The sequence below is a fragment of the Clostridium hydrogenum genome, from assembly GCF_021432385.1.
GTDB classification, from domain to species: domain Bacteria; phylum Bacillota; class Clostridia; order Clostridiales; family Clostridiaceae; genus Clostridium_S; species Clostridium_S hydrogenum.
In genome coordinates this window covers 695,596-711,830 of sequence record NZ_JAEACT010000004.1, presented here as the reverse complement: position 1 = coordinate 711,830, position 16,235 = coordinate 695,596, and the positions used below count along the sequence as shown (strand labels likewise).

Sequence of the window (16,235 nt, the reverse complement as noted above, 5' to 3'; positions counted from 1 at the left end):
TAATGCATCCAATATTATTTAAAGTAGGGCCTATTACTATACATAGCTATGGGTTTATGATAGCAATTGGAATGATAGCAGCAATAGTACTATCATTGTATAGGGGCAAAAAATTAGGATTTAACACAGAAGTAATTATGGATTTGGGGCTGTATGGTATATTTGGAGGAATAATAGGTGCTAAGGTTTTGTTTTGGATAGTAGAATTCCCTAATATAATTCACGACACCAATTATATTTTTAAAACCTTAGGAAATGGTTTTGTAGTATATGGTGGTATCATAGGTGGAATATTAAGTGGATATATTTATTCAAGAATAAAAAAGATTGATTTTTTTAATTATTTAGATTTAATTGTGCCAGCAATTGCACTTGCTCAAGGTTTTGGAAGAATAGGATGTTTTGAAACCGGATGTTGTTATGGAAGAGAAACAAGCAGCAGTATTGGTGTAATATTTCAAAATTCATCCTATGCACCAAATGGGGTACCATTGATACCTACACAGCTTTTTTCAAGTGCTGGAGATTTTTTAATAGCAGCAATACTTCTTTATTATGCATCTAAGTTTAAATCCAAAAGAAAAGGACAAGTATCGGCACTTTATATGATTTTATACAGTATAGGAAGATTTACTATTGAAATATTTAGAGGTGATCCAAGAGGCAGTGTTGGAATTTTATCAACCTCTCAATTTATTTGTATATTTATGTTTCTTATAGGTATATATGTTTTTGCTTTTTTTAATAAAGGGAAAAAGCATGGAAATTAAACTATTGAAATTTTTCATGTAATTTTTTAAGAAATAATTCTGCTGCTTTAGATAGATTTTTGTCATGGACAATATATGAAAAATATCTATAGTACTCAGTTTTTAAAGGTATGATTTTTAGTTCATTATTTTTTACAGCATCATCAACCACTAAAGAAGAAATAAAAGTTATACCTAGATTGTTTTTTACAGCTTCTTTAATAGAATAATTACTTCCTAGGGTTATTAAATTTTTGGGAGATATACCGTGAGAATTTAAAAATATATTTAGATTTTCACCAGTTCCAGAGCCTTTTTCCCTATGTATCCAGGTTTGTTTTGATAAATATGATTTTAAATCTATAGCTTCTTTATATGTAGACGAAAAAGGCGCAACTATAACCATGGTATCTTTATAGAAATTGTTGTAAATGTAATTTTCTACCGGAACAGTGCCCTCGATTAAAGCTATATCTATATCATAATTCTTAAACTTTTCATAAATGTGTTCTGTATTCTCTATAGTCACTTCTAGTTTTATATTTGGAAACTCCTTTATAAATTCACCTAACATTGAAGGAAGAAGAAATTCACCTATAGTCATACTTGCACCTAGTTTTAGGGTGCCGCAGGGAGAACCATCGTAGTTTAAAAGTTCTTCTTTTGTTTCATCTAAAAATGATATAATTTGTTTAGCGCGTTTATACAGTATTTCACCTTCAGCAGTAATAAAAATAGTTCTTTGTTTATTTGACCTTTCTATTAACCTTGTTTTAAAATAATTTTCAAGATTAGATATGTGAAGGCTTACACTAGGCTGAGATATGTTAATAGCATTTGCAGCTTTAGTAAAACTTTTTTTATCTACAACGGTTATAAAAGTTTTTAATTCTTCTATCAAAAATATCACCTTACCAATTAGAAAAATTAATAGGTATAATCAAAAATATATATTATACTTATTGGTTAGAAAAAAGTATACTATATCTATAGTAATTATGCAATAAGGAGTGATTTTATTGAAAACTTTAAATGAAGTTTTATTAGGTGAGGTTAAAGGTTTTAGAGAGCTTGGACATAAATTTTTAGAAGGAGAAGTTAGCAAAATGGACTTTAAGGGTGCTTCTGGTGGGATGGGTGTATATGCTCACAGAAGTGGCAAGGAGTTTATGATTAGATTTAGAATGCCTTCTGGTATAGGAACAAGAAAAGATTTTGAGTTTGTTTATGATAAGGCTAAAATGTATGATTTAAAAAAAATACACCTTACAACACGTCAAGCAATTCAGCTTCATGGAATTAGTATTGATGAGGTTTGTGATGCCATGGAGGATGGAATAAATAAAGGAGTATATACAAGAGGTTCAGGTGGAAATTTCCCAAGAAATGTTGCTATATCTCCATTATCAGGAGTCCAAAAGGGAGAAGCTTTTGATGTAACTCCTTATGCATTAGCAGTTGGAAAGCACTTTTTACAAAAGATATATACTTATAAGCTTCCTAGAAAATTAAAGGTAGCATTTTCTAATAATAATGAAGATTTACCACATGCAGAAGCTGCTGATTTAGGCTTTGTTGCTGTAAAAGAGGGAGAAAAGGAATATTTTAAAGTTTATATTGCTGGTGGAATGGGAAGAAACTCTAGGCTTGGTGTTGAGTTTCCTGAACTTGTAAAGACAGAGGATGTTTTATATCATATAGAGGCTATGACAGAACTCTTTATAAAAGAAGGGGATTACAAAAATAAAAATAAGGCTCGTTCAAGATACATAGTTGAAAGAATGGGAGAAGAAGAATTTATAAAATGCTACAAGGAACATCTTGAAAATGTAAATAAAACTATGGAATTAAAACTTACAGTTAATAAAAAGGAATATAATAAAGTTGGAGAAAAAACTTCAATAGAAAGCAAGAGATTATTTGAACAGAAACAAGCTGGACTATATAGTGTATATGTTCATCCAGTTGGTGGACAACTAGCAATTGAAGATTTTAAGCTTATTTTAGATGAAACAAAAGATATTCAAGATGTAGAAATAAGACTTGCAATGTCAGAGGGTTTATTTATTAGAAATTTAAATGGCAAAGAAGCAGAAAAAATATTAGAACTTACAAAGCACATTGGAGGAGAAACTCGTTTAGAACAGTCCGTAGCTTGCATAGGAGTTCCAACTTGTCAAATGGGTATGCTTAACAGTCAAGACACTTTACAGGAAATAATAAATTATTTTAGAGAAAAGAATTTTACAGAGGATGTGTTACCTCAAGTTCATATATCAGGATGTACAAATTCCTGCAGTGCACATGAAATAGGAGCAATAGGCTTCTGCGGAAAAAAGAAAAATATTAATGGCCAGATAAAAGATGCTTTTGAATTACACTTGGATGGAAAACTTGGTATAAATAAAGCTAAACTTGCTGATTACAGTGGAGATATACTAAGAGAAAGCTTGCCAGAATTTTTATATGAAATGGCAGTAAGCGTAAGCAAGGCAAATAAAGATTTTTATACCTGGGTAGAAAATGATAAAGCAGAAGTAAAAACTATTTTAGATAAATATGTGGTAAAATAGTGAAAGTAAGAATGTTTTAAAACACAGAGAGGAAACTGGAAAAGCATGATACGAGTCTTAGGCTTAAAGAAAAATTTAAAAATTGATGTAAGAGAAAAATTTTCAATAATACAAAGGCGCATAGAAGAAAAGACACTACTTCTAGGAGAGGTTTGCACCGAAGTTGTCATAATAAGTACTTGCAACAGAACAGAAATTTATTTTGACAGCAATAAAAACACAAATGTTGTTATAGATGATATATTTGAAAAGCTTAATTGGAATAGGAACTTTAAAGATAGCTTTTTTTATTACGAAAATGAGTTAGCCGTTAAGCATTTAATGGAGGTAGTGTGCGGTTTTGATTCTCTTATATTAGGTGAAGACCAAATACTTGGACAAGTTAAAGAAGCATATGAAATGGCCTTAAAGCTTGGAATAATAAAAAGTAATTTAAAAAAGCTTTTTCAAATTGCTATAACCTGTGGTAAGGAATTTAGGGACAAGTCTAAGCTAAATAAAATACCAGTTTCCTCTTCATCAATAGCTGTAAATGAGGCTAGAAAAAACGGATGTGCAAGCTTCATGGTACTTGGTTTTGGAAATGTGGGAGAGCTTGTATGTAAATATATTTTGTCAGGGAAATTTGATGTTTTATACATAGTTGTACGAAATACAAGCACTGTAAATATTGAAAATGATAAAGTTAAAGTCATTCCTTTTCATGATAGGCAAATTCACTATGATGAGGTTGATTGTATAATATCTTGCACTTCAGCACCTCATCCAGTAATATGGAAAAATGAACTCCCAGATAAAAAATTAGAAGTTTTCGATCTTGCTTTGCCAAGAGATGCAGAGGAAGCAGTATATAGCATGAAGAATATAAATGTATATGATATTGATACTATAAGTTCAATTGATATTTATAATAGGGAAAAAAGAAAAAATGTTATGTTTGAAAACAAGAGCATAATGGATAAATATATTGAAGAATTTTATGAATGGAAAAAGCTACAAAAGGTTGTTAATGATATAATAAAAATAAAGAAGTTTGGTGAAAAGGTATATAAGAGAAGATATGAAACCTTTAAAAATAAAAAGAACACTAAGGACAATGAAAAATTAGCAAATACTCTTATAAAAAGCACCTCTGATGCTTACGTAAACAGAGCAATAGAAGTTCTTAAGGAAGAAGAATTAAAGGGGAGTGGAGAAGAATGTCTGAGGATAATAAGAAAGATATTTTACGAGATTCAGTAGAAAATTCCTATATAGCTTTAATATCTTCCAAAGTAAAAGTGCTTATAGTAGGTGGAGGCAGAGCAGCATTTATAAAGGCAAAAAACTTTGCTATTAAAGGCTGCAGTGTAATCGTACTTTCAAAAGAGTTTGATGAAACTTTTAAAATTTTTGATGAATATTCAAAGGTAGAATTGATAAATAATGAATATATAACAGATTATATTTGTGATGTTCATATCGTTGTAATAGCCACAAATGACGATAAAATTAATGATAAAATACGTAGAGATTGTGATAAAATAAATAAGCTTTATATGGATTGCAGTAAACCTGAAAAAGGGAAATTTATTGTACCATGCCAGCGTGCTTCAAAAAATTTTTCTATTGCTGTAAAGGTAAAAGGTAAAAGTCCTAAAACTTCAGTTTATCTTGCGGACAAGGCAAAAAAATATTTGGAGAGGTATGAAGCTTTTATTGAATTTACTGTGGAAATAAGGAATAAAGTTAAAGGTGCACATAAAAAAGAGATTATGGAATTTATATGCTCTGATGACTTTTATTTTTTTTATAGAAGAAACAAGGCAGAATTAGTACTTAAAATGTTTTATGGGGAGGATAATAAAGTTGAAGCTTACAATAGCAACGAGAAAAAGTAAACTTGCTCAAGTTCAAACAGAAATTGTAATGAAACTAATTGAAGATAAATATGGAATTCTCTCAGAAAAACTCTTAATGGAAACTCTCGGAGATAAAATATTAAATAAATCCTTGAACGATATAGGAGGAAAAGGACTTTTCGTAAAGGAAATTGAAGAGGCGCTTCTCCATGACAAAGCAGATGCAGCGGTGCACAGTATGAAGGATGTTCCATATGAATTGCCACCTATGTTTGAGATTGCAGCTGTAGTCTCAAAGGATGATCCTAGAGATGTTTTTGTAGGGAGAGATGGTATTCCCTTTAAGAAACTAAGACAAGGTGCGGTTATTGGAACTAGCAGCAGTAGGAGAGCAGCGGAGTTGAAACTTTTAAGAGCAGATATAAAGGTTGTCCCAATAAGGGGAAATGTTCAAACTAGACTAAAGAAAATGGAAGAACAAAATTTAGATGGAATAATACTAGCAGCGGCAGGACTTAAAAGGCTAGGTAAAGAGGAGATTATAACCAATTATTTTTCAACGGAAGAGATGGTACCAGCCGTTGGGCAAGGAGTTCTTGGAATAGAAATTAAAAAAGAAAGTCCCAATAAAGATATTTTTATAAAATTAGATGATTTTAAAAGCAGATGCTGTGCTTATGCAGAGAGAAGCTTTATGAAAGCCCTGAACGGTGATTGTCATTCTACTTTAGGAGCTTATGCAGAGCTTCAAGGTGAAATTATGCACTTAACAGGTTTTTTTGAACTTAATGGAAAATTAATAAAAAAAGATATAGATGGAAGTATTGAAGATCATATAGGACTTGGACAAAAATTAGCTAAGAAAATTTTGGAGGGATAAAAATATGCCAGCAGGTAAAGTGTATATAATAGGAGCAGGCCCTGGAGATGAAGAATTAATAACTGTAAAGGCAGCTAGGAAACTTAAGGAATGTACAGCTGTAATGTATGACAGACTTGTTGGAAAAGGCATACTTAAATATTTAAATGAAGATTGTAAAATTTATTATTGTGGAAAGGAACCTGGCTGTCATTACAAAACTCAAGATGAAATAAATGATATGCTTGTATCCTTAGCTAAAGACGGTAACTTGGTAGGAAGAATTAAAGGTGGAGACCCATACATATTTGGAAGAGGTGGAGAAGAGGCTTTAAGTCTTTTAAAGGAGAATATAGAATTTGAAGTACTTCCAGGGATAACTTCACCAGTTGCAGTTTTAAATTATGCAGGCATACCAGTTACACATAGAAATATATCAAGAAGCTTTCATATTTTTACAGCAAAAACTGCTGACGATTATTCTGTAAATTTTGAAGTAGCAGCAAAGCTTACTGGAACTCTTATATTTTTAATGGGCTTTGAAAAGCTTAAAATAATAACAGAAGGTTTAATTAAAAACGGTATGGCTTCAAATACTCCTTGCGCTGTTGTTATGAGAGGAACTACAAGCTTTCAGAAAAAAGCAGTTGGAACGCTTTTGAATATAAGAGAAAAATGTGAATTAAATGGAATTAAATCACCCTGCATTATAGTAGTTGGTGAAGTAGTTAATTTCAATGATAAATTAAATTGGTATGAAAAAAAGCCTCTCTTTGGAAGAAATATATGTATAACAAGATCAAAAAAGCAGAGTAAAGAAATTCATGACAAGCTTTTAGATTTGGGTGCGGAAGTTACAGAAATTAATTCAATAGAAATAAAAAATACGGCTGAAAATTTAAAAACACATATGGAGAGTTTAAGCAATTACGATTACATAGTTTTAACAAGTGTAAATGCTGTAGAAATTTTATTTGATTACCTTAGAAATCAGGATTATGATATAAGAAAAATAAAAGCTGAATTTGCTGTCATAGGAAATTCAACTAAAAATGCTTTGAAAAAAAGAGGTATTGTGCCTAGAATAGTTTCTGAAAAGCATGATGGATACGGTCTTTTTGAAGCTCTTAAAGAAAAGGTAAAAAAAGATGATACGGTATTCATTCCTAGAAGTAAAAATTCAAGGGAATATCTTAAGGTTGAACTTGAAAAAATATGTGCAAAGGTTGAGGAAACATTCATATATGAAACTGTGCCTGGAAATGTACAGGATGCGTCCATTTTTGATAATGTTGACACTGTAATATTTACAAGTCCTTCAACGGTAAAGAATATGACAAGCATAGTTGGCATGGATAAAATTAAAAGTAAAAAAGTAATAGCAATTGGACCTATAACAGGAAGTGAACTTGAAAAAATCGGTGCTGAATATTCCACTTGCAACGAATGCAGTACAGAAGGAATAATTGAGGAGTGTATAATAAATGAATAGTGAAGAGATTTTTGAAGAATCTAAAAAGTATATGCCTGGAGGGGTGAATAGTCCTGTAAGAGCATATACAGCTTTAAATATTAATCCACCAATAATAAAAAGAGGAGAAGGCTCTCACCTTTTTGATGAAGATGGAAAAGAGTACATAGATTTTGTTGGCGCTTGGGGGCCTATGATTTTAGGACATAACAATAAAAAAGTTATGGAGGCGGTAAAAGCTGCTTTAGAATATGGAGTTGGTTTTGGAGCTCCAACAGAAATGGAACTTAAGCTTGCAAAATACATATGTACCACAGTAGATAATGTTGATATGCTTAGAATGGTTAATTCAGGAACAGAAGCTACTATGAGTGCTGTAAAGCTTGCAAGAGGCTATACTGGCAGAGATAAAATAATAAAATTTGCAGGTGGATATCATGGCCATTTTGACGGCTTTTTAGTTGAAGCTGGTTCTGGCGTCATGACTGAAAATATACCTGGTTCACCTGGAGTGCCAAAGGGAAGTATAGAGAACACACTTATAGCGCAGTACAATGATATAGAAAGCGTAAAGGAGCTTTTTAAAAGATATAAAGCTGAAATAGCAGCGGTAATAGTAGAGCCAGTTGCAGGAAATATGGGCGTTGTCCCTGCTAAAAAGGAATTTTTGCTTGGACTTAGAGACATATGTACCGAAAACGGCACAATACTCATATTTGATGAGGTAATGTCTGGCTTTAGAGTTGCATACAAAGGAGCTCAAAGCTTGTACGGAATAAAACCTGATTTGACTACCTTTGCCAAAATAATGGGTGGTGGCTTTCCATGTGGAGCCTATGGTGGCAGGAGAGAAATAATGGAAAAGCTTTCTCCAATGGGACCAGTTTATCAAGCAGGAACTATGTCTGGAAATCCTATTGTAATGGCAGCTGGTTACGCTTCGCTTAAAGAGCTTCATGAGAACATTAGCTGCTATGAATATATGGACAAGCTTGGACAAAAACTTCAAAACGGCATAAAGGAAATTGCTAAAGAAAAAGGCATAAGCCTTGTAGTAAATAGATGCGTGAATATGATGACAGTATTTTTTACTTCTTGCAGTGAAGTTACTAGCTACAGTGATGCAAAGAAGTCGGATACAAATATGTTCTCTAAATTTGCAGAGCATATGATAAAAGACGGAGTATATGTACCTCCATCACAATTTGAAGCTATGTTTTTAGGAACAAAGCATACAGAAGAGGACATAGATAAGTTTTTAGAAGTTATGAAAAAATTATAATTGAAGGTGAGAAAATGTTTAGAAGACATAGAAGACTTAGAAAAAATAGTTATATAAGAGACATGGTAAGGGAAACAACCGTGAGTCCTAATGATTTTATTTACCCACTATTTGTAGTCGAAGGAGAAAATATAAAAAGAGAAATATCTTCCCTTCCAGGCTGCTATCATTATTCCTTAGATAAGTTAGATGAAATAATAACTGAAATAAAAGAAGTAGGGGTAAAGGGCATTATTTTATTTGGAATACCAGATCATAAAGATGAAATCGCATCTTCAGCTTTTGATGACAATGGAATAATTCAAAAAGCAATAAGAAAAATAAGAGAAATAGATGAAAATATATTAATAATTACAGATGTTTGTATGTGTGAGTATACAAGTCATGGTCACTGCGGCATACTTCATGGTGAGTATGTTGATAATGATGATACTATAAAGTATATTGCAAAAATAGCCCTTTCTCATGCAAAAGCTGGAGCGGATATGGTTGCACCTTCAGATATGATGGATGGAAGAATAGAAGCTATAAGAAATAGCCTTGATGAAAATGGATATGAAAATGTTTCAATAATGGCTTACAGCGCAAAATACTGTTCTGCTTTTTATGGACCATTTAGAGAAGCAGCGGATTCTGCACCTAAATTTGGAGACAGAAAGAGTTATCAAATGGACCCTGCCAATTCAAGAGAGGCTATGCTTGAAATAGAAGATGACATAAATGAAGGTGCAGATATAATAATGGTCAAGCCTGCACTGTCTTATCTTGATATAATAAACAAAGCAAGAAGTAAGTACGACGTTCCAGTTGCAGCTTATAGTGTAAGTGGTGAGTATGCCATGATAAAAGCTGGGGCGAAGCTTGGATATATAAATGAAAAGGCAATTGCCTTAGAGTCTCTCTTATCAATAAAAAGAGCAGGAGCAGATATTATAATAACTTATTATGCTATTGAAGCAGCAAAATGGCTTAGGGAGTAAAACTATTACTGGGAGATAACTTGGAATATTGAAATTGCTAATATGAAATTTATTCTGACAAACTGAAAATTGATTCAGAGTACAATTGACAGAGTACAGAGTACAGTGAAGGAGGATTTACCTTTTGCTTTGCTCAGGTAAATCTTAGAACTTAGTAGTGTCAGCTGCGCTGAACACTATGTTTTATCCAATGCGTAAGCATTAAGTTTAAGATTTTTTGAAGCGATAGCGGAAAAAAATCATCCTTCACTGTACTCTGTCATCTGTACTTTGTACTCTGCTTCAAATTCAAATTTCTCAGAGTACCCCTTAGTATTTGCAATTTTAAAGTTCTTAGAGTACCTATTTTGGGGGTCGTTAATTTGAAGCGTGCAATACTTGTTGTTAGTTTTGGTACAACCTATGATGATACAAGAAAGCTTACAATAGAAGCAGTAGAAAATAGAATTAAAAGTGAATATGACGGTTATGAGGTAAGAAGAGCTTTTACATCAAAATTTGTGATAAAAGTTCTTAAGGATAGAGACGGAATATTTGTAGATACACCAGAAGAAGCACTGGAAAAACTTTATACAGAGGGATATGAGGCGGCATTTATTCAGCCGCTTCATTTGTTATCTGGTAGTGAATATAATAAATTACGTTGTACTGTTGAAGAGTTTAAGAGAAAAAATTTGTTTCAAGAAATTAAACTAGGGAATCCTATTTTATATAAGTACGAAGATTATAAATTGTTAGTAGAAGTAATAAAAGACATAGTAGAGGGAAAGAATGCAGTAGTTTTCATGGGTCATGGTTCTTACAGTTATTCCAATACATGCTATGCAGAGCTTCAAACTTTATTATGGAATATGGGTTATAAAAATGTATTTATAGGAACTATGGAGGGGGAACCTTCTATAGCTGATGTAATTAAGTGGATTAAAGAAAATGAAATAAAAGAAGTAATGCTTGCTCCATTTATGCTAATGTCAGGTGGTCACGCAAAGAATGATATGTGTGGAGAACAAGAAACTTCTTGGAAGAATATTATTGAAAAGCAGGGAGTAAAGGTGGATGTTTATCTCCATGGTCTTGGAGAACTGCCAAAGTTTCAGGAAATTTATTTAAAGCATTTAGAAGAAATATGTTATTGTTGACTAAAAATATGCATAATTATATAATTCAAGTATACCCATATGGGGTATAAAAGATTAAGAAAAATAATTTGAATATTAGGAGGTAAACGATGATGCATAAATTTGATGCTAAAAATAAGCACAAACTAGATAATCCAAAGAGAAGAGAAATGTTGCCACCAAGAGAAACACTTATTAGACTTGGTTTGCATGAAGGCGATGTAATGGCAGATATAGGATGTGGAATTGGATATTTTACTATTCCAGCAGCTAAAATTGTTGGAGAAAATGGAAATGTATTTGCAATGGATATTTCACAGGAAATGCTAGGTGAAGTTGAAATAAAAATAAAAGATAATAATATATCTAATGTAAAAAGCATTTTGACAGAAGAAAATGATTTTAAACTAGAAGAGGGTAAAGTAACAATTACATTTATAAGCACGGTATTACATGAAATAGAGGATAAAGAGAAATTTTTAATTGGAATAAAAAAGCTTCTCTCTCCCAAGGGAAGAATAGCTATTGTTGAATGGGAAAAAGCTAAGAGTGAGTTTGGACCTCCGATTGAAGAAAGATTAGACAAAACAGATTTAAAAGAAATCTTAAATACACTTGGCTTCTCAAATATATCAACTATAAATATTGGAGAAAATTTTTATGGTTTGATAGCACAAAGATAATATTAAAATCTTTAGCTGATTTTGTTACTTGTTCTAAAGCAATAGTAGTTTCATTTACACTGCTTAAAATTTCTTCTGAACTTGAAGCTCTTAGCTTAAGAAAAAAGTATATACAATTTTATATACTTTTTTCTATTTTATAATAAAATTTTAATTTAATGAAGATATAAGTTATTACCGTTGTTTTGTAACACTTTTTATGTAAACAGAAAAAATTGATCCCTTTCCAGATTCACTTGTAACTTCAACCCTACCATTATGTGCATCAACTATGGATTTTACTATGGATAAGCCTAGTCCATAACCACCTTGAGCACGAGATCTGTGAGTTTCACTTCTAAAAAACCTATCAAAAATTTTATTAATATGTTCTTTTGAAATTCCTGTTCCATTGTCTTTTATGCTAAATACTGCGTAATTTTGTGAAGAGATGACTGTTTTATTAACAGTAACAACAATTTCACCTTTTTCTTCGTCTGTGTGTATTATAGCATTTTGAACTAAGTTGAGGATTACCTGCTTAATTTGATCTCGGCTTGCAATTATATTAACATTTTCTTCTAGGTCGAATTTAATATTTCTTTCTTTAGCTAATATATTAAGCTGAGATGAAACTTCTTTAACAATATCACTTAGATCTTCTAGCTTCATTTTTTGAGGTGTATGATGATCAAGTCTATTTAACATTAATAAGTTATTTACTAATTTTGATAATCTTTCACTTTCTGCTAAAATACTATTTAGTGCTAAATTTAGCTGTTTTTCATTTTTAGCTGCTCCCATTAATAATACTTCAACAAAGCCATGGATAGATGTTAATGGAGTTCTTAATTCATGGGAAGCATCGGATAGAAACTGCCGCATTTGTTCCCTGATTTTTTGTTCTTCATTAAAAGAGTTTTCTATTCTTTGAAGCATATTATTAAAAGCTATAGAAAGCCTATCTATTTCAATTTGACCATTATTTATTGGAAGTCTTGTATTTAATTGTTCTACATCAATACGTTCTACAGTATCTGCCATTTTATATAATGGATTTAAAATATGCTTAAACACATTACCTCCAACTAAAGCACCAATAATGAGTATTAAAATAGCTGTTGATATATATATAGACGTTTGTTTATATATTAAATCTTGTATTGGTTTTGATGATAAGCTTAGCTGGATTATTCCTAGTGGAGAATTAATATCACCTATTTTTCTAAACCCAACTATCTGCAGTTCTCCGTTTTTTGCTTTAACTAGTTTGTATCCTTCCAAGGTGCCACTTTTTTTTAGTAGAGTTTTATAATCTTCTTGTGATAATAAAGGATTCACTATAGGCATATCTATCCTTTTCCCAAGATCTAAGGAATCATTTGAATCATAGTGCTTATTTTGATTAGCACTGCTTGCTATACGGTTACCATTTTCATCAATAACTGCTGCACTCATATTAGTATCAACAATCATGCCTATAAGTTTATCTGCATTTTTTATAACATCTTGAGATGTTTTTATGCTGCTTAATGTTTTTATATTCATATTGTGAAATCTTGCATCTAATATTTGTTCCTTACTTGCGTACAAGTATTGCTTTAATGTAACATATTGAAATATTTCCATTATAATAAGAAGTAATATTAATATTAAAAGAAATCTAGATACTAATTTCCATCTTAGACTTTTTCTTTTTATTAAATAATTTGTTTTTATCACTTTACACGGCTCCTTATAGAGATAAACCGCTTGAAATTTGAAAATCAATTTGTATCAAAATGCCGTCTTCTAGGCATTTTGATGCAAATTGATTTTGGTAGTTGAAACGGTATATCTATTTCAATTTCAAAGTTACAGTTATTTTTGTCCATTTACCTTCTTCGCTTTTTACATCTATAGTTCCCTTATGAACAAGTATAATCCATTTGGCAATAGATAAACCAAGTCCTGAACCACCATTTTCCTTTGACCTAGATTTATCAACAATATAAAATCTGTCAAATATATTTTTGAGTTCATTTTCCGGAATTCCAATGCCATTGTCACTTACCGCTATTTTAACCTTGTCATCTTGCACAATTGAACTTATATCTATTTTCCCATTTTTAGGGGTAAATTTAATGCTATTATCAATGAATATTCTTAGCATTTGCTTTATCATTTTATAATCAGCTAAAATCTTTACAGTATCATTCTTGCTGCTGATTATTAAATGATTTTTTTCTATAAGTTTGGTTTCAGAAACAACCTCATCAATTAATTCATTAAGCCAAAATTCTTTTTTATCTACTAATTGAGTATCACTGTCACCTTTTGCGAGAAAGAGCAAATTTTCAATTAATCCGGCCATATTAGCAGCTTCTAGCTTAATTGCATAAATTGATTTTTCTAAAACTTCTCTATCATCTTTCCCCCATCTGTCTAATAAATTAGCATATCCTTGAATAACAGCAATTGGGGTTCTAAGTTCATGAGAAGCATCTGATACAAATTGTGTTTGCTTATCAAAAGCCTCTTGAAGTCTCTCTATCATTTTATTAAAGGTGTTAGCTAGTCTATTAAGTTCATCATCAGATTCTTTTACGTCTATTCTATCCTTTAAATTATTAATACTTATATTTTCGGCAGTTTTAGTTATGTAATCAATAGGCTTTAACATTTTTTTGCTTACTAGATATCCCAGTATAATTGAAGCTATGATACCAACAAAATCAGCTGCTGCCATAGCAACAAATAATACTTTCATGAACCAATATTCATTGTGCATATTTTTAACTATTTCAATATATACATTACCATTCTTTTTATTTTGAACGCTTATACTTTTATAGAGTAAATGTTTTTCTCTATCTTCCAAACGTTTTTTGCCTAAATTCTGAAAATGCTTTTTTATTTTATAGTTAAATTTTCCTAATAAATTGAGTGTTTTACCCGCTTTTGTACTTATTTTAACTGATATATTTTCCGTGGATGTAATATCTGAAAAAAGGGTTTTGCTGGATAAATCTATTGTTTTATTTTTGTTAAGTAATATTGTTTGCATATCTTCAATCTGTTTGTCTGCCTGACTATAAAGATAATTCTTAACACCAAATAAAATTGAAGCATTTAAAATTAATAGTACTAATGAAAACATAATTGCATAAATTGCAGTTATTTTTAAAGAAATTTTTGCACTTTTAAGCTTATTGATTATAAATTTAACTTTCTTTAATAACATAACCTACACCTCTTACAGTACTTATAAGTTTATCATCAAAATCAGTATCAATTTTGCTTCGTAAATATCTTATAAATACGTCAACTACATTTGTGTCGCCATCATAATCGTATCCCCACACTTCTTCAATTATCTGGTCTCTTGTAAGTACGATATTTTTATTCATTATAAGCATTTTTAGAAGATCATATTCTTTTTTTGTAAGCTCAATTTCTGTGCCAGCTCTCCTTACCTGATGTGTTTTATCATCTATAACAATATCCTTAACTTTAAGTAGATTTTTATCGTCTTTTGATGTGTTTTTTCTTTCATATACTCGTATTCTTGCTAGTAACTCTTCTATTGCAAAGGGTTTAGTAATGTAATCATTTGCTCCGGCATCTAATCCGAAAACTTTATCAGGTATATCAGCTTTTGCAGTTAACATTATAATAGGTAAATTAGAAAACTGCCTTATACGCCTGCATACCTCTATACCGTTTAAATTCGGAATCATAATATCAAGTATAATTAAATCATAATTGCTTTTTTCTGTTTTTTTTAAAGCTTCTCTGCCATCATATGCTATGTCTACTTCATAGTTTTCGTGGGTAAGTTCCATTTCTATAAACATTGACATTTGCTTTTCATCTTCTACTAAAAGAATTTTAAAAATTTTCATGTTATCTCCTCATTTGAGTTTTCAGCATATATAATATTATATATTTAATTATTTAATAGGCACATATGTTCTCACAAAATTCATATAGTTTAGATTTGATTATTTAATTTTCGAGCACCTAATTTTATTAATATATTATTTTCAACTATTACATATAAATTTTCAAGTTTATCTCTTAATTTTAGGTCATTTTATTAACTCCTTTTATAACATATTTTTATATAAAACAATGACTCTTTCCATATAATTTCCCTGCAAAAATATGAATACTAATTTAGAACATAATATTCCAATTACAATTCCAGCTATAACATCTGTGGGATAATGAACATATAAATATAATCTCGATATAGCTATTAACAGTGCTATTGCTATAAATAGTATCTTGTATTGACCAAAATACCTTGATAATACTTCTGCTACAGCAAATGAAGATAAAGTGTGCCCAGAAGGAAAAGAATATGATATTGGTTTTGTAATTAATAGATTAAGCTCATTGTGAATGTTACATGGTCTCATTCTCTTAACGATATGTTTTACTATTCCTTCTCCAACAATAGTGCTTATAATTAAAGTTATTATTACTATGTTTCCAATTGATCTGTAGGGTTTGTTTAATATTAAAATTAAAGCCATAGCAATCCATATGATTCCTAGATTACCCATGTATGTTATCAGTGGCATTAATCTATCTAAATATTTATTTTCAATATGCTTTTTTATATTAAGCAAAATGTAATTGTCAAATATATTTATTCTTTTTAAAATATTTGAATGCATAATCTAATCTCCTTTATGGATTTATTACTTATAATC

The 16,235-nt window shown here is 30.7% G+C and carries 15 protein-coding genes; 10 read left to right on the top strand and 5 right to left on the bottom strand.

The window, feature by feature from the left end; translation table 11 throughout:
- Positions 1-2 precede the first annotated feature (2 nt).
- Positions 3-770, top strand: a complete 768-nt coding sequence (locus tag CUEA01_RS21520) for a prolipoprotein diacylglyceryl transferase (protein ID WP_234124154.1) — start codon at positions 3-5, stop codon at positions 768-770.
- A 1-nt stretch (position 771) separates the two neighbouring features.
- On the opposite strand, the gene CUEA01_RS21515 is transcribed toward CUEA01_RS21520, so the two are convergent.
- Complete coding sequence (locus CUEA01_RS21515; protein WP_234124149.1) at positions 772-1,650, bottom strand: LysR family transcriptional regulator; 879 nt, start codon at positions 1,648-1,650, stop codon at positions 772-774.
- Between the two features lie 118 nt (positions 1,651-1,768).
- Here CUEA01_RS21515 and CUEA01_RS21510 point away from each other — a divergent pair, with 118 nt between their 5' ends.
- From CUEA01_RS21510 to CUEA01_RS21470, 9 genes are all read left to right on the top strand, one after another.
- Positions 1,769-3,322 (top strand): nitrite/sulfite reductase, encoded by a 1,554-nt coding sequence (locus CUEA01_RS21510; protein WP_234124147.1) that lies wholly within the window; start codon positions 1,769-1,771, stop codon positions 3,320-3,322.
- A gap of 45 nt (positions 3,323-3,367) precedes the next feature.
- The gene (gene hemA / locus CUEA01_RS21505; RefSeq protein ID WP_234124146.1) at positions 3,368-4,564 is read left to right on the top strand and encodes a glutamyl-tRNA reductase; all 1,197 of its coding nucleotides are present in this window, start codon (positions 3,368-3,370) and stop codon (positions 4,562-4,564) included.
- Positions 4,522-5,202, top strand: a complete 681-nt coding sequence (locus CUEA01_RS21500; protein WP_234124145.1) for an NAD(P)-dependent oxidoreductase — start codon at positions 4,522-4,524, stop codon at positions 5,200-5,202. Before hemA ends, CUEA01_RS21500 begins: the two co-directional genes overlap by 43 nt.
- Positions 5,171-6,043, top strand: a complete 873-nt coding sequence (gene hemC / locus CUEA01_RS21495; protein ID WP_234124144.1) for a hydroxymethylbilane synthase — start codon at positions 5,171-5,173, stop codon at positions 6,041-6,043. Before CUEA01_RS21500 ends, hemC begins: the two co-directional genes overlap by 32 nt.
- Positions 6,044-6,047: 4 nt before the next feature.
- Entirely contained in the window at positions 6,048-7,514 is a 1,467-nt protein-coding gene (gene cobA / locus CUEA01_RS21490; RefSeq protein ID WP_234124143.1) for a uroporphyrinogen-III C-methyltransferase, read from the top strand.
- Complete coding sequence (hemL, locus tag CUEA01_RS21485; RefSeq protein ID WP_234124142.1) at positions 7,507-8,775, top strand: glutamate-1-semialdehyde 2,1-aminomutase; 1,269 nt, start codon at positions 7,507-7,509, stop codon at positions 8,773-8,775. Before cobA ends, hemL begins: the two co-directional genes overlap by 8 nt.
- Before the next feature lie 14 nt (positions 8,776-8,789).
- Complete coding sequence (gene hemB / locus CUEA01_RS21480; protein WP_234124140.1) at positions 8,790-9,755, top strand: porphobilinogen synthase; 966 nt, start codon at positions 8,790-8,792, stop codon at positions 9,753-9,755.
- 362 nt (positions 9,756-10,117) lie between these two features.
- The gene (locus CUEA01_RS21475) at positions 10,118-10,894 is read left to right on the top strand and encodes a sirohydrochlorin cobaltochelatase (RefSeq protein ID WP_234124139.1); all 777 of its coding nucleotides are present in this window, start codon (positions 10,118-10,120) and stop codon (positions 10,892-10,894) included.
- Between the two features lie 89 nt (positions 10,895-10,983).
- Complete coding sequence (locus tag CUEA01_RS21470) at positions 10,984-11,556, top strand: class I SAM-dependent methyltransferase (RefSeq protein ID WP_234124138.1); 573 nt, start codon at positions 10,984-10,986, stop codon at positions 11,554-11,556.
- Positions 11,557-11,730: 174 nt separating this feature from the next.
- On the opposite strand, the gene CUEA01_RS21465 is transcribed toward CUEA01_RS21470, so the two are convergent.
- From CUEA01_RS21465 to CUEA01_RS21450, 4 genes are all read right to left on the bottom strand, one after another.
- Positions 11,731-13,257: a sensor histidine kinase gene (locus tag CUEA01_RS21465; RefSeq protein WP_234124137.1), complete on the bottom strand. Its 1,527-nt coding sequence runs from the start codon at positions 13,255-13,257 to the stop codon at positions 11,731-11,733.
- A 115-nt stretch (positions 13,258-13,372) separates the two neighbouring features.
- On the bottom strand, positions 13,373-14,758 hold the full coding sequence (locus CUEA01_RS21460) for a sensor histidine kinase (RefSeq protein WP_234124136.1): 1,386 nt from the start codon (positions 14,756-14,758) through the stop codon (positions 13,373-13,375).
- Complete coding sequence (locus CUEA01_RS21455) at positions 14,739-15,419, bottom strand: response regulator transcription factor (protein WP_234124134.1); 681 nt, start codon at positions 15,417-15,419, stop codon at positions 14,739-14,741. Before CUEA01_RS21455 ends, CUEA01_RS21460 begins: the two co-directional genes overlap by 20 nt.
- 204 nt (positions 15,420-15,623) lie before the next feature.
- On the bottom strand, positions 15,624-16,199 hold the full coding sequence (locus CUEA01_RS21450) for a phosphatase PAP2 family protein (RefSeq protein ID WP_234124131.1): 576 nt from the start codon (positions 16,197-16,199) through the stop codon (positions 15,624-15,626).
- Positions 16,200-16,235 lie beyond the last annotated feature (36 nt).

Bases quoted from the DNA above. Each gene is read 5' to 3' on its own strand.
- CUEA01_RS21520 (WP_234124154.1), top strand. From the start codon at position 3: ATGCATCCAATATTATTTAAAGTAGGGCCTATTACTATACATAGCTAT.
- hemA (WP_234124146.1), top strand. From the start codon at position 3,368: ATGATACGAGTCTTAGGCTTAAAGAAAAATTTAAAAATTGATGTAAGA.
- CUEA01_RS21500 (WP_234124145.1), top strand. From the start codon at position 4,522: ATGTCTGAGGATAATAAGAAAGATATTTTACGAGATTCAGTAGAAAAT.
- cobA (WP_234124143.1), top strand. From the start codon at position 6,048: ATGCCAGCAGGTAAAGTGTATATAATAGGAGCAGGCCCTGGAGATGAA.
- hemL (WP_234124142.1), top strand. From the start codon at position 7,507: ATGAATAGTGAAGAGATTTTTGAAGAATCTAAAAAGTATATGCCTGGA.
- hemB (WP_234124140.1), top strand. From the start codon at position 8,790: ATGTTTAGAAGACATAGAAGACTTAGAAAAAATAGTTATATAAGAGAC.
- CUEA01_RS21470 (WP_234124138.1), top strand. From the start codon at position 10,984: ATGATGCATAAATTTGATGCTAAAAATAAGCACAAACTAGATAATCCA.
- CUEA01_RS21460 (WP_234124136.1), bottom strand. From the start codon at position 14,758: ATGTTATTAAAGAAAGTTAAATTTATAATCAATAAGCTTAAAAGTGCA.
- CUEA01_RS21455 (WP_234124134.1), bottom strand. From the start codon at position 15,419: ATGAAAATTTTTAAAATTCTTTTAGTAGAAGATGAAAAGCAAATGTCA.
- CUEA01_RS21450 (WP_234124131.1), bottom strand. From the start codon at position 16,199: ATGCATTCAAATATTTTAAAAAGAATAAATATATTTGACAATTACATT.